Genomic DNA, 14,030 nt, shown 5'->3' on the forward strand with positions numbered 1-14,030 from the left:
CTGGCTGCTGCAATGGTATCCGAACTACTGGCTGCTGACCGGCTTCGTGATCTGCTTCGGCAGCATGATCGGCTCGCGCGGCCCGCTGATCACCGCAACCGCGCTGAAGATCTTCCGTGGCGAGCGCGTCGGTACGATCTATGGGACCATCATGATCGGGAGCGGTCTTGGATCAGCGCTAGGCTCTTGGTTTGGCGGCGTTTTACACGATTTGACCCACAGCTATAATCCACTAATCGCGTTCGCGCTGGTCAACGTCGTACTCGGACTGATCCCGTTTTTGGTGGTACCCGCGCTGCGGCGCTGACGAACATTGTCGGCTCCGTCGCGCCCAAGCCAACCATGCGCAACCGTGCCCAACACTGCACATAGTCGCATTGTTTTTGGCAGATAGATTGGTTAGATTTGCGTTTGCGGTGACCATCAGAAATTTCGCAATACCCTAAAATACAGCCTGAAATCCTATTTTTTGGCATATAGACGGTATCTGATGACCATCGCAACGGACATCGCAATGACCATCAAGGTATGAAATGCCCAAAATAGCGAAGGAATTGACCGCTTTAGCGGTTTCTCGCCTGAAACATCCCGATCCGGACAACGGCGAATTCAATGCCTATTACGCGGTCGGAGGCGTCGCCGGGCTGATGCTGCAAATCACACCCAACGGCGGCCGATCGTGGGTGCTGCGAACGACCGTCGCAACGAAGCGCCGAAACATGGGATTGGGCAGCTATCCCGAGATCACCTTGGAAGCGGCACGCAACGCGGCCCGCAGCGCAAAGGCAAGCGTTCGTGACGGGCGCGATCCGATCATCGAACGGGACGCAAAGAAAGCCGCATTGGTCGCTGAACAGAAACGGGGGATGACGTTTACCGAAGCGCTAGGGGAATATCTGCCGACGAAACTTGCATCTATCGGCAGCGAGAAAAACCGCAAAGCGCTTGAGGCGACCATCAACACATATGCCAAGCCCGAACTTGGCCGCATGTTGGTTGGCGCTATCACCGTACAGGACATTCTGCGCGTCCTATCGCCAATCTGGGACACCAAAACGCAAACGGCCATGCGGTTGCGCGCCGAACTCGAAAACGTGCTGGCATGGGCCACTGTTCACGGTCGCCGATCAGGCGATAATCCCGCGCGTTGGGACGGCAATCTGGCCTTGACGTTGCCGCGACCGTCCAAGGTTGTCGCCACCGAAAATCACCCAGCCATCGCATTGCCCGATGCAACGCCATGGTTTGAAGCGCTGCGCGGTCGGGACGGCACCGCAGCGCGGGCGTTGGAATTCATCGCCTTGAATGCGTCCCGATCGGGCGAGGTTCGCGGAATGAAGCGATCGGAATACGACGCCAAGGCGAAGATTTGGACCGTCCCGGCAGCACGCATGAAGTCGCGAAAAGAACATCGTATCCCGTTGAGCGACGAAGCAATCGCCATCATCGAAAAGCAACGGCGTTCGGACGGCAGCGAATACGTGTTTGCATCACCATCAGGCGGAATACTGACCGATGCCGCTATCAGTGCCGCAATGAAGCGGATGACCAAAGACGACGGCACGCAATGGATCGATCCAAAGAACGGGCGGCCCGCCGTTCCCCATGGTTTGCGATCGACGTTCCGCGATTGGGCAGGCGAGAAAACCACCTATCCCAACGAAATGGCCGAACTGGCGTTGGCGCACACCGTTGGCGATAAAGTTGAGGCGGCTTATCGTCGCGGCGACATGATCGAAAAGCGCCGACACATGATGCAGGATTGGGCTAACTTCCTGTATGGCAACCGCGCGTCGTCAGACAACGTAATTGACATGACGACCGCGACTAAGAAACGGGTGAGGAAGTAATATTGTGAATTCTAAGACCATCATTGCAACCGCGCTCGCAATCGCCCTCACAACCTCAGCGCACGCTTTAAACAATGGCGCAGATCAAAAGCTAATCCGAACCATTGTTGCCTCTATCGTCATTGGCGCGAATTGCTCGGGCGAATACGAACCAGTCGAGAATGGCTTTTTGCGATACGGAGACGGCATCGGAGTATCCGACACACCGCGATTGCTAGCTGCAACGCGCGAATGGTTCGCTCTGAAAACAAACGATCAATACGACCGCAGCAAACTCATTCCGGAGGTATCCGACTTGGTGAACCGCACGTCTAATGACTACGTCGAGTTCTACACCGCAAACGGTCAAAAGCTTTGCGAAACGCTTGGCCCTTCGCTAGTCCGAAGCGGCGTTCTTAGACAACGATCAAAGCGATAGTCACAGCAATCAATTTGTATCTCGCTTGCCCGGTACGCCTTGCGCGCTACCGGGCATTTTTTCGCCATTATACATGCGTCTTCCGGAACGGTAGTGCACGGCTATGACAGAAAGGACGCCCATCAAATGTTTTCCGGCTTACTCCGCGCCGCCCTACCGCCCTCTCCGGTCACCCTGGCTGTATTCGCCAACAGCGAGCCGCCCGGCTCGGAACGGTTCATCACGGATAAACAGCTTGCCGGGCGTTGGGGTGTCGATCCGTCCACCATTTGGCGCAACGCGAAGAAGTCGCCGACATATCCGCAGCCGGTGAAGTTGTCGGCACGCGTGACGCGGTTTAGATTGAGCGATGTTGAACGTCACGAACGATCGTTGACGAATCAGAATGTGCGACAATAAGCGACGGTAGCGATGTTGAAAAAGCTTTGGGAAGGTTGGTCGTTCGTTTCAGGGATCGTGATGTTGATCTATTCCTTGAAGGTGATCGGCAACTACTTGGTTGGTTGATGCGTTGATAGATACGGCCGGGCAATTGGACGCCCGGCCTGTTCTTTGCGGTGATCTCGCGGTTGTTCGGCTGCTAACGTCTTAGCTTCAACCCGCGACAAATCAGTGGTCAGAGGTCGGTTCTATCGCTTTTGACTCCCAGGAAATCCATGGCCATGCGCTCAAGGTCAGCCCGGGGAGTAGGTTGCAGATGATCCCAAAAATCGTCTAACGAAACCAATTCGATTAGCTTCTGGGTGTCCTTTCCTCGATAGCCCAGTGGGAGGTAGTCCTCCAACTCGCCACGGCCCAACAAGTAGATGCCTTCGCCCTTCTTCTTCTCGATGAATTCAGAAAGGACAGCCTGTTCCGCTTCGTCTAACCCGGCTTTCAGCCGGCGACGGCGCGATTTGATATACGCCCAAAGGTCGTTGGCATCAGTCCAGTCCCCGGCTTTCATTGCCTTGTCGATTCGCTCCACCAACGCAGCTCCATCGAGACTCTTGATGTTATCGATGACGTCTCTCTTGATATCTCCGGGGTCTAAGGAAAAGAGCGCTTTTACGGAGCTATCCCCGATTTGCTCGATATAGTCGAGATCGGCCACGGTCCGCCAACCGACCTTACAGGCATCAAGGAGTTGCTGGTAAGCCGGGAATAGCCCTTTGCCTCCTATGCTCACGACTTCGACTGACGGGGCGTTTATTGAATACTTTTTCGCAACGACATCCAGCACCCGCTCGAACACGATCCTATCGTGAAGCCCCTCAACCAGCACCACCGTATCGGCGAAGAACACGCGCTCGTTATTTTCGCTGTTCACCATGTTGAACAGGTGCTTGGAGTTGGGAAGGTTCGCTGCATTTAGTCGGACGATGTTGCTCCGCTGATTCTCACTATAAACACGAGACACATATTGGATCGAAGCCGGTGATATGAACGTTGGCGAATGCGTAGCCATCACGAACTGGTTGCCAGTCGTCTTTGACAACCTCTCGAATAGCTCGAACAGCGCAGCCTGCCACCTCGGATGGAGATGTAGCTCCGGTTCGTCAACGACGATAACAGCGTTTCGAACGTTGAGGGCGAAAATCGCAAACAGATAAGTCAGAAGTTCGCGCTCCCCCGATGATGCTGCGCCGACGAGAAACGACGTCCCCTGCTTGGTTAAGCGCACGTCATACGAATTCTGAAGCGGATCGACAGTAACGAGTTCCCACGAATATCCGAGCGCCGCGAGTTCATCCGATAGCCCTTGCAGATTCTTGGTATCTCGAAATCTCGTCGAAGCATCAACATTCGAATCCTCTTGCAGAAGCCGAAACCGCTGCGCCATGCGGCCAACCGCGAGCGTGACGATGTTTGAGCCGCTGCGAGAAGTAGTAGCGTCGGACGAACGCTTATGGTCATAGTCATTCCAGCTAGCAAGACCCACTGATGAATTGAATCCGGCGGCCGATCGGGTTACGGGCAAGTAGATCATCGGAAGTTGCAAGGTCGCTTTGCCGACCAGGGCACGCAATCCGTTGTCTTCCTCGAACACATTGAGATATTCGAGAAAGTCGCGAGCGGGCTTCTCCGCTTGTTCCAACACCGCTCCGTCCCGCCATGTGACCGTAACTTTGCACCCAGCGGCGATCTTCGAAACATCCCAAGCTTCGACGCCCGCCCACGGATCCGGCTCGTACTTGCGCCTCAATCCGGTCAATTGGGAGCGAAGATCAGAGGCATCTTTCTGAATGGCCCGCATGTTCTCGACGTCTTGCGCGCTGATCTCCAACTCAATTTCAACCAACTGTCCTTGCTGCCGCGCATTGCTGTGCTTTTCGAACGTCAAGCTGTTGAGGTTGTCATTGAATCTGCGCTCCCATCGATTGGGTTCATCGGGAGTTGCTGCGGGAACGTAATGCCGTGCGTTGAACACGTGCCGCCGAAGCATGCTGACGAGCGTATCCAGTATATTGGTTTTCCCGCCGCCGTTCGGACCAATTAGGATCGAAATTCTGCCATCGAAGCTAATCTCTTGCCGCTCAAGAACACTCCGAACATTCTCTATGGACAACTTTCGTATAAGCACAGGCCCCTCATAGTCAGCAAATCTATAGCGAAGAACAATTGGGTCAAAAGTGCCGAGAACTTCGGCTAGTGGATATTACTTCCGCCATACCTGCCCGGCTGGACGGTTATGTCATGCAACAACCCCAACGGGCAACCAAATAGCTTCACCGCCTTGGCTCTCCGCTCCTTGCGGTTGTTGCATCCCTCCCGGCCTCCCGACGTGCCAACTTTTGGACGAGCAGGTGGCCCCCGTCACCACCGTCATCGCGTGACAGTGTAGCGCGGCGCGCGGACAAGGGCCGATTTCTCCAAGTCAATAAGGTCGCGATGGCGACGCAGGCGGCTTAGCAGACTCCCGATCGCTTCGTTTTGCTGCGCGGGATGGCATATATAAAGCCCGCGTAAGCCTTGAGCGCTCGATCGGCACCAGCAAATTTCGTGATGTTCGGATACTACAGGATTAGCCGTCGCGGTCGATCCGGCCGCGCTGCAATCAGTTGTGGAAAGCGTCCGTGCATGAAGATGCAGAACGGTGCGAGTGCATGCGGCGCTCGTTTTGACTCCCTTGCGCGCATACCGCGAAGCACTGATGACTTGTTTCACTACAGGCAGCAACAACGGAGCAAGGCAGATGCCGGACAAGAAGAGCCGCGCCGCATACTTCCGAGACTGGCGAGACAATCGACGCGCCGCACGCGAGGCGCGCAAAGCCGCAGGCTTGGCAGCCATTGATACGATGCTAGAGCGCGCCAGCGTCGCCGGGCCGGAAGTCTTCAAGGGCGTGCTTGAACAAGCCCATATCGCGCGCAAAGCGCTAGAAGCAGCCTAGTAAATGAAAGAGGCCGCGCGGTTTGCGACACCGCGCGGCCTTTAAGCATTCCAACGTCTTCCGATCAAGAAAGACCGCAATATGTCTATACTACAGCAGGAATTCGTGCAAGCGCTCGCGTTCGTCGGCGCACTGACTGGCAGCGATCCGAACACCGCGATCATTGATGTTCGTCTAATTCACGACACGAACAAGGAAACGCCAGCGATCCCACGCCGTGGCAGGCTTTGTGATCTTTGGAAAGAGATCATCGCGTGGCAGACGTTGGGATACGGCTGTTTCATCAACATCAATGAAATGAACGGCAACGGTCGGTATGAGATCGCCAACGTCAAAACTATTCGCTGCCAAGCGATCGATTTGGACGGCGTTTGCGCGATCGACGATTACCAGCGCGCTTGCGCGTTCAATCCACCGCCATCATTCGCTGTGCAAAGCAGCCCAAATCGGTTCCATGTCTATTGGACAACGCAACACCACAACGACCATGACAAATTCACGCTTTTACAGCGCAAACTTCGTACGCTGTTCAATGGCGACCGCACTATTATTGATTCGTCGCGCGTTCTGCGTGTACCGGGCACGCTGCATCTTAAACGACCGCAGGAACCGCATCTGATCACCTGTTGGTCGCTTGGCGGCTACGGTCAGTATGTCGATCCCTTCATGCTCGAAATCGCCCTGGCTGGCGTCGATGTCACCAACACAAGCGGCGGTCGGCATCCATTGGGCGATCCATCGTTGACCGGACCGGGGCCGGATTGGTGCGAACAAGCCCTACTCGATTGCGACCCGAACAACCTTGATCGTCACGAATGGATCGCCATCACCGCAGCATGGAAGCAAGCGGCATGGCTGCATTACAAGGGCGATGACGGTAGGATGCTTGGGCGTTGGCTGCGATGGTGCGAGCAATACGAACACAACAACGTCGCAGAGAACTTGAAGCAATGGGGCAGCATTCGCGAAACCGAACTGGGGTGGAATTCCTTGCTCAATAAAATCCCGTCGCTCAACGGTCGCTTCCGGTTGGGCGAGCTAAAACGGAAATCCAATCCGCTGCCAACGCCGCATGAGCAGCAACAGCCAATGCCGGTACCTACCGGCGAACTGTTGACTGATAGCGAGCAGCGCGAATGGTTCAAAGGCTGTCATTTCGTCACCAATCGCGGCGAAATTCTCACGCCTGACGGCTTCATGAATACGACGCAATTCAATGGCGCATTCGGCGGAAAGAAATTCGTAATCGATGCATTGGGTAAGACCACTGACGAACCATGGAAAGCCGCGACACGCTCGACGCTATGGACGGTCCCGAAAGTCAATCACACGCGTTTTCTGCCGGGTAAGCCGTTCGGCGAAATCATCGTTGACCAGCTTGGGCGCAAGGGCGTCAACACATATAGGCCTGCGATCATTGATGCGCGTCCGGGCGATATAACGCCGTTCATCAACCATTTTTGCGAGATGATGCCGGACGAACGTGATCGAAACATCATCCTCGATTATCTCGCGCACAACATCCAACGTCCCGGCTATAAAATCCCTTGGGCACCGCTGATCCAGTCAGCGGAAGGCGTTGGCAAGAACCTGTTCAAGTTGATCATGCAACGCGGTCTCGGTGAAAACTACGTCCACGAGCCCAAGACCAAGGAATTGCTCGAAAGTGGCGTGAAGTTCAACGGATGGATGCGCGAGAAGCTTTTCATCATCGCCGACGAGATAAAGAGCGACGACAAGCGCGATCTTATCGAAACGCTGAAGCCAATCATCAGCGAAGCACGAATTGAAGTGCAATCGAAAGGCGTCGATCAGGTATTGGAGGACAACGCTGCAAACTGGCTGTTCTTTTCGAACCACAAAGACGCAATACCGATCGACAAAAACGGTAGACGCTATGCCGTATTCTATAGCGCGATCCAATCACATGACGATCTTTCACGGCGCAATATGGACGATCGATATTTTAGGTGGCTGTACGATTGGCTGCGATCGGACGGCGCGGCGCACGTAGTTCATTGGCTGCAACAGCGCGCGGTCGGCGCAATCCCGATGCGCGCACCGGATACGACAAGCAAGGCGGAAGCGATCCAGGAAGGCCACACGGTACTTGAAACGATCATCCTACAGATGGTCAGGGATGAATTGGACGGTTGCCGCCAAGGTTGGATCAGTGCAGCCGCCGTCAAAGCACATTGGCCCAAAGATCGGAAAGCACCACTTGAACGCGATATCGAAAAGGCTATTCGTAATCTCGGCTATCACTATCGCGTCGATGCGGACGGCAAGCCAATTCGCAAACAATACGTACACGTCAGGGGTTATCTGTTTTCACTTGATCGGTTGGCAGATGTCGAAAGGTATGTGAGCGATCAAGGCAAGCCGCTGTCTGACGGAACGATTGTCGCACCAACACAGCCAATGCCCGGCCGACCGAACGTAATCGCGCTTCGATCATTGCCGAACGGATAATCATCTAGTAGCCACTGACACTGTAAATCACGGTGAATTCCAACCAAACGACCACCGTATCTGCCATCGAGTCTATCAAAAAACGAGGGTCAACCCGGTGCGTTGGCCCTTTTTCCTTTGGTCGATCATGCGAGCGCATCAGCGGGCCGCGCCGGCATTCCTACGGGCCACGACGGTTCGGACGCGGTTGTGTTTGGTGCCGTGCCTAGCGTGCCTAGTTTTTCCCTACTCCCCTGCGAGCGTACAGCGCACAGCGTTTCGGGCGCTGAATGTAAATTGCGTAATTTGTGGAGGGCTATATTTCATTGTTCTCTCTCTCCTCAATTTACTAGGCACGCTAGGCACAGAGGATGCAAGAGTAGGAAAACAAAGGAAAAACGCGTGCCTAGATCGCTAGGCAAGCACTGGTCAGGTAGGCACATCCAAAGAATTACATATTCTTCGAGCAAATTTCATATTTGCTCGTGCCTGCTAGGCGATGTGCTGGGCACAGCGCGCTAGGCAGATACAGTTGTCGGCACGGACGACCCGCAGTCCCGAATTTACACGGGCCCGCCCTTCCGCGCTGGTGCCGAGCAATAGCCGACGACGTAACCTCCCGGTCCAAAAAGTTGTTTGCTTCCTTCGGTGTGCCACTGACAATCGATCGTGCCGATACCCTGACCCTTGACCTCCACGTCGAAAACCTCCCGTCCGCTGTAGGTGGCCGACGCAGGACCGGTAAGCCTCCACGAGCTATCGGGAACCGCATACCCAATCTTGAGACGGAAACTGTCGTAGGTGCCTACGCCGAACTCAAGGTGCGGCGTCTCGCAGGACGCCCCGAAAAGGCTTTGTGTGCAGATCAGCTTCGCTTTGGCCTTTTTGAACGGCGGGATACGTGTGCAGGATGCACCTTTGTCCCACGAGGTTACGCTGTAGCCATATGTCGCGGAACAGCTACGTTTTGTTGTCACAATGCAACCTTGCGAAAAAAGGTCGCTCCTGTAATGGCAAGCTCCATACTTTTGCGGTGCTTGTTGAGCACTGGCGGCTACCGCGTGCCATAGCATCGTCGAAATCAAAAGCGCCAACGATATACCTCGTTTCATCAAAATCTCCTTTGCAATTTGGCTTAGCAATGGCCGTCCGATCTTAGTGCAGATGTCGCGCTCGCTGAAGCTGCCCTTGACAATTGCGTCCACCAATCGGTGTAGGCGAAGGTACCCCTTATGGATGACATACGCCCCTCAATCGCTGCGCTCAGCCGAACCGCCACGTTCTCGCCGCTCAAGGTAGCGAAGCGATGTTCGACTGGGGTCAAAAGACGACATTGCTTGGGTCGGGTCGCGTGTCCCCCGAAAAGCGGGCGCGCTTTGCGCCCCTCCAATCATCGCGGCTGCGCCTCCCTCAGCCGTCCATATCGCTGGTCATAGCGTTCGCGCGCTTCGATGACCCGCTAACCATCGTCCTATCTGCCATAACGATGAAAATTGCGATCGTGATTGCGCTGGTCAAGCGATCACGCATGTCGAACTGATTGCGAAATTCATGGTTGTGAATATCGCGATATTCTACTGTTGATCGATGACCGCCAATGAATCATTTTGACGACGCAACGAACCGGCAATTCCGCCGCGTCAAAATGGAAAAACCCAAAATGCAGGCAACCGTCAGCGAGCACGAGCGCGGTTTTATTTTCAACATGGTGCATGAGGATGGCAGGCGCGAGAGTGCGCTCTTGCCGAAAGTCGATCAGGAATCGGCACTGTCAAAATCCGTCGCGAATCTGATCGCCCGGAGTGGTGACTTTGCCGGGACGGTCGAGGTCGCCGATAGTCAGTACCTTCCCGGCGCGCGGGCTGAACATCTCCGGGCCAGCGTCGCAAACGTGTTCGCCAAGGCGTTCCAGAGCGCACAGAAGGACGCCCAGGGCGAAATGCAGAAGATTGCCACAGCGAGGGCCGTGGCGATGGAAGTCCCGCCAGCGAGCGCCACAACGGCCTCCCAGAGGGCTCGCCAGTTGGTTCTATGGGATCGGGCAACTCTACCCGAGAAGGGTGCTATGCTCGCGGACCCGAATTTGCCGTTCGAAGGGCTGGCATCGCTCATTGAGAGCGGGGCCTATAAGGAAGTTCCGGCCGAGTTGCAGAAGGTCGCAACGGATCGTTGGATCGTCGAGGCGCACATTCGCCGCGCGGGCCTCGCTCCGGATTTCGCCAAGGTCCCAGATATGCATGATCCGATCGCGACCGGTCCGGACATGGATGCCGCGCGGGCCTACGCGCAGCGTTCAGCCAACGAGCTGAACGCGCGCTCCCAAACCGTAGCAATCATGGCAGATACGTTGCGCGCAATGGTCAAAATCGTGGCTTTGGCGACGGACCTATCCGGAGAGAAGGCCTTTCGGTTGCTGGAGACCGGCAGCGCTGCATAGTCATCGCAACGACCGGGCGGCATCAACACCGCCCGGTATTTCGCAACATCATCTCACCCAATGGATAGCCCATCATGACTACTTACAGCGGCAACATCAAAACCACCGTACTCAACCGCCATGAGCGATACTTCGCGCTCGAAAATGGGGCCGTGCTCCCAATCGATGCATGGCTAGATGAACACGGACGGCATTGCAGTCCGGACGTGGCCGTAATCGCCATGTACAAACTGCGATCAGATGACCGCTACCGTGGTGTTGATCTGAGAATGTTCGCAGACGCGAACGGCAATGAGGCGACGAAAGAACCGTATCGCGATGATATCCAATGTACGGCGGTCAATCTGCGCAACAAATTCTTCCGAATGACTGATGACACCGTAATCGCGTTCAACACGATCAATATCAACGAGGCACCCATCGCAATCGTAGAACTGCCGAACGGCGCTTTTCGCTGCGTCGATCTGCGGCTGTTCACCGTAGACCATCCCGACATGATCGAAGTCTTGCATTGAGCAGCGCGCTAAAATTGCCGCGCCAAGTCGTGTTGCGGACAGCACCGGAAACGGATTCCGCGAGTGCCTGCGCGGCGTTCGGAGTGTCGCGCGCCGTACTGCATTACTGGAAATCTGTGCATGGGTTTCCGGTTTCGAGGCGGCGCGGCGCTCAACACTGGACAATCACGAGGGAGATCGCAGAGTGGTGTGCAGCTAGATCGATTTCGATAATTTGGGTCTGAGAAGATGAGCAATCTTGCATCGCTAAACAACGCTACCGTAAGCGTGATTCCGCGCGGCGCTAAAGGTCATTTTGCTAAGGGCGGACCCGGCCGTCCGGTCGGCAGCCGCAACCGCAAAACGACCGAATTGATGAACCTTGTTCGCTCGATGGGTGATCGCGCAATTGCCAATCTCAGCGAAGCCCTGGACGCCAAGGAACAATGGGCAACAACGCTGGTTTTGAAATACTGTCTACCATCATCGCGAACACAAGAACTTCACGGCAGCGAACCGGCGGACGTGCGCACCGCATTTGAAAATGGTGACATTAGCGCCGACGAAATGAAAACAATTTCCAGCGGGCTCGAAAAGCTACGGGCCGTCGAAACCTTGGAAGAATTCCGCGAGCGTTTGTCGGAAATCGAAACCACGTTGACGCAACAGCAGTCGCGATAATCCGTGACAATTGTCTCACTGCGAAAGCGACTGGCTGCGATCGAAGCTTTAATCAAGCCCGCAAACTCGTTGGCATGGCGCATCGATCAATTGAGCGATAAGCAGCGTGAGCACTATGAGCAATGCCGCAAGCGCTGTGACGATTGGTATGAGCGATGCAAAGCAGACGACAGCTTGGACGGCATCGAACCGGACGCACGTCCATATGCATCCGAATTGCAAGGCAAGGGACCGCCGACGTTGCGTACAGATGTAGCCACAGCGCTATTCAGCCCCGCGCCAAAGATACTCTCGACCGATAACGATACCGACGCAGCTAGGAAATGGATGGAGTGTTTGAGCCGATGATTTACTACGTTAAACAATGCAAACTCTTCATCACCATCAACGACGGAATGATTGAAGATATTGAGAAAGCCCATCGCAACTCAAATCCGAACAACGCAATCACCGTCCGATCACTCGACGTAACCACGTCCGCTATCGCGGTAAGCGATGAAAACCGCCTGTGCTTGGACGGATGGGCGCTGACTGATTTGATGGCTTGGCTGTACCGCAGGATGCCGACGGCAAGCGATAAGGCGTTCAACGATGCGTTCATGCGGCTATTTCCGAACAGCATGGACATTACCGACATTCTGCGCGCTACCCTTCGATGCGCGACCGGCAACGAACATACTGCTTACGGCGATTGCGCTTATTTTTGCGCGAAGGTCCGAGAAGTGCACCCAGAAAAATTCGCAGAATTGCGCGAAGCATGGAAGCAGCAATTTAACTGAATGCCCCGGCAGCGAACACCTGTCGGCTCATGCAAACCCCGGACTTGCTGTCGGATGTACACAGCAAGTCCGGGGAATGTATTCGAGAGCAATGCCGCGACAACGCGGACTAGCTCGCCCGCCGATACTCCCAAATACAATTTAGCAGCGTCTCATCAAGATCAGGCAGCGGCAATAGGGTCATGCCTTGATTAGGATCATCGGCAAAGAACAAACCGTTGGATCGCGCCACCAGCTTGCGCCTCATTCCGTCATTCTGATCCGTCCAACTCGCTAGACTGGCGAAATTTTCTGACGAAAGAAACGCATTCACATCATCGTATATTTCCGCGCAGCGCTCCAGGTCTTTAAACGACCGTTCGACCGCTTTGCGACGTTTGCTCATGTCAACCGCCAACGCGTTTCCGTAGGAGTGATTGTTGACGCTCTGTATCGCGTTAGCGACTGCTCTATGGGTTTGCATTGGATCGAAGAACCCCGCGCCAATCAAAGTACCAACGGTCACCTCTTGGTAGGTAACCCGCTCTTTGCTGTCATCGTCATCACGGGCAAGAGCCTGTTGGAACGCAGAAGTGCGAACTTTACGGTGAACGGTAAGTCGCCCGTCGCCGCGAATTGCAACTTCGTTTAGCCGAGACGCAGTCTCTCCAAAAATCCGTGTAAACGCGGACTTTCGTCCCTCAATCTTCTCGAACACCCGAAGCCATTGCGGCAACTTTGCTTCCAGTTCCTTCCGGATCATCACGAGGCGGTCATACATCACGAGTTCGTACTGATGATCGCTCCTCAACCGCAAGCGCTTCTCGGCCTCCTCCCAACTTGCACCGAATTTCTTCTGACCACATTCGCTACCGACCAGCACGCGATGACCCGTCGTCAGCGCGGCGGTAAAGCCACGCTTGTGGCGGTGCGCTTTGCAGACCACACAGAAAGCCTTCTGGGTCGGGAAGCGTTCAAATTCGTAGATGTTCAGAATGTCGAGCAACTTCGCATCCTCGGGAATGCAGTTGATCAAGTCGCTCTGATCGTATGGGTCGGTAAGACGGAAGACTGTATTGCGGATTAAATCGGTATTGAGAGCACCTGCCATTGTCGGATTTCTCCTTGGCTGCTGATGCGATCACGTTACTTGCGCGCCGAATCGATGTACTCTCTGCGTGATCTGGTTTCGGTTGCCGCCACGTCGTCGATGGTGGCGAATCATATGCGCCGAATTTCATCTTACCATTTCGCGACGCGGCAGACGTTGCCAGCACAACTTATCCATTAAGTTTCCACGATCATTTCGCGGCACTGGCGAAACTGTTCTGTGAGCGCGTCGGACGATCGTCCGAATTGACTGGGCGGGGAAGCATCGAGGGTGAAAGCACTTTTGGCATATACGACGGCAGTTAGGTTTTAAGTACAGAAAATTCATCAATATTTTCAATAGCATTGCGCTGTTGCAATGGTATCCGAACTACTGGCTGCTGACCGGCTTCGTGATCTGCTTCGGCAGCATGATCGGCTCGCGCGGCCCGCTGATCACCGCAACCGCGCTGAAGATC

The 14,030-nt window shown here is 54.9% G+C and carries 11 protein-coding genes and 1 pseudogene; 9 read left to right on the top strand and 3 right to left on the bottom strand.

Features of this window, described 5'->3' with window-relative positions; all coding sequences use genetic code 11:
• From AC628_RS35440 to AC628_RS43410, 3 genes and pseudogenes are all read left to right on the top strand, one after another.
• Positions 1–307, top strand: a pseudogene (locus AC628_RS35440) (MFS transporter); the annotation flags it as partial.
• Positions 308–533: 226 nt separating this feature from the next.
• Positions 534–1,850, top strand: a complete 1,317-nt coding sequence (locus AC628_RS35445; RefSeq protein WP_074131334.1) for a tyrosine-type recombinase/integrase — start codon at positions 534–536, stop codon at positions 1,848–1,850.
• A gap of 511 nt (positions 1,851–2,361) precedes the next feature.
• Positions 2,362–2,667 carry a helix-turn-helix transcriptional regulator gene (locus AC628_RS43410; RefSeq protein WP_210190302.1) on the top strand — a complete coding sequence of 102 codons (306 nt, stop codon included), beginning with the start codon at positions 2,362–2,364 and terminating at the stop codon, positions 2,665–2,667.
• 217 nt (positions 2,668–2,884) lie between these two features.
• On the opposite strand, the gene AC628_RS35450 is transcribed toward AC628_RS43410, so the two are convergent.
• A complete protein-coding gene (locus AC628_RS35450; protein ID WP_074131335.1) occupies positions 2,885–4,831 on the bottom strand; it encodes an ATP-dependent nuclease in 1,947 nt (648 codons plus the stop codon).
• A gap of 612 nt (positions 4,832–5,443) precedes the next feature.
• Between AC628_RS35450 and AC628_RS35455 the strand changes: the two genes are divergently transcribed.
• Positions 5,444–5,641 (top strand): hypothetical protein, encoded by a 198-nt coding sequence (locus AC628_RS35455; RefSeq protein ID WP_074131336.1) that lies wholly within the window; start codon positions 5,444–5,446, stop codon positions 5,639–5,641.
• A gap of 105 nt (positions 5,642–5,746) precedes the next feature.
• Positions 5,747–8,113: a DUF5906 domain-containing protein gene (locus tag AC628_RS35460; protein ID WP_168193518.1), complete on the top strand. Its 2,367-nt coding sequence runs from the start codon at positions 5,747–5,749 to the stop codon at positions 8,111–8,113.
• 542 nt (positions 8,114–8,655) lie between these two features.
• On the opposite strand, the gene AC628_RS43415 is transcribed toward AC628_RS35460, so the two are convergent.
• On the bottom strand, positions 8,656–9,204 hold the full coding sequence (locus AC628_RS43415) for a hypothetical protein (protein ID WP_143201979.1): 549 nt from the start codon (positions 9,202–9,204) through the stop codon (positions 8,656–8,658).
• Positions 9,205–9,689: 485 nt separating this feature from the next.
• Between AC628_RS43415 and AC628_RS35465 the strand changes: the two genes are divergently transcribed.
• The 4 genes from AC628_RS35465 (at position 9,690) to AC628_RS35480 (ending at position 12,483) form a co-directional block, all read left to right on the top strand.
• Positions 9,690–10,529 carry a hypothetical protein gene (locus AC628_RS35465; RefSeq protein WP_074131338.1) on the top strand — a complete coding sequence of 280 codons (840 nt, stop codon included), beginning with the start codon at positions 9,690–9,692 and terminating at the stop codon, positions 10,527–10,529.
• Positions 10,530–10,603: 74 nt separating this feature from the next.
• Positions 10,604–11,044: a hypothetical protein gene (locus tag AC628_RS35470; protein WP_143201980.1), complete on the top strand. Its 441-nt coding sequence runs from the start codon at positions 10,604–10,606 to the stop codon at positions 11,042–11,044.
• A 228-nt stretch (positions 11,045–11,272) separates the two neighbouring features.
• Positions 11,273–11,704 (top strand): hypothetical protein, encoded by a 432-nt coding sequence (locus AC628_RS35475; protein ID WP_143201981.1) that lies wholly within the window; start codon positions 11,273–11,275, stop codon positions 11,702–11,704.
• Between the two features lie 332 nt (positions 11,705–12,036).
• Positions 12,037–12,483 carry a hypothetical protein gene (locus AC628_RS35480; RefSeq protein WP_143201982.1) on the top strand — a complete coding sequence of 149 codons (447 nt, stop codon included), beginning with the start codon at positions 12,037–12,039 and terminating at the stop codon, positions 12,481–12,483.
• Positions 12,484–12,592: 109 nt separating this feature from the next.
• On the opposite strand, the gene AC628_RS35485 is transcribed toward AC628_RS35480, so the two are convergent.
• Complete coding sequence (locus AC628_RS35485; RefSeq protein ID WP_074131342.1) at positions 12,593–13,573, bottom strand: hypothetical protein; 981 nt, start codon at positions 13,571–13,573, stop codon at positions 12,593–12,595.
• Positions 13,574–14,030: the final 457 nt, after the last annotated feature.

It is taken from the genome of Bradyrhizobium sp. NAS96.2, from assembly GCF_001908235.1.
Taxonomy (GTDB): domain Bacteria; phylum Pseudomonadota; class Alphaproteobacteria; order Rhizobiales; family Xanthobacteraceae; genus Bradyrhizobium.

Coding starts and splice junctions, on each gene's coding strand:
- AC628_RS35465 (WP_074131338.1), top strand. CDS start 9,690: ATGAATCATTTTGACGACGCAACGAACCGGCAATTCCGCCGCGTCAAA.
- AC628_RS35445 (WP_074131334.1), top strand. CDS start 534: ATGCCCAAAATAGCGAAGGAATTGACCGCTTTAGCGGTTTCTCGCCTG.
- AC628_RS35485 (WP_074131342.1), bottom strand. CDS start 13,573: ATGGCAGGTGCTCTCAATACCGATTTAATCCGCAATACAGTCTTCCGT.
- AC628_RS35475 (WP_143201981.1), top strand. CDS start 11,273: ATGAGCAATCTTGCATCGCTAAACAACGCTACCGTAAGCGTGATTCCG.
- AC628_RS35455 (WP_074131336.1), top strand. CDS start 5,444: ATGCCGGACAAGAAGAGCCGCGCCGCATACTTCCGAGACTGGCGAGAC.
- AC628_RS35470 (WP_143201980.1), top strand. CDS start 10,604: ATGACTACTTACAGCGGCAACATCAAAACCACCGTACTCAACCGCCAT.
- AC628_RS43415 (WP_143201979.1), bottom strand. CDS start 9,204: ATGAAACGAGGTATATCGTTGGCGCTTTTGATTTCGACGATGCTATGG.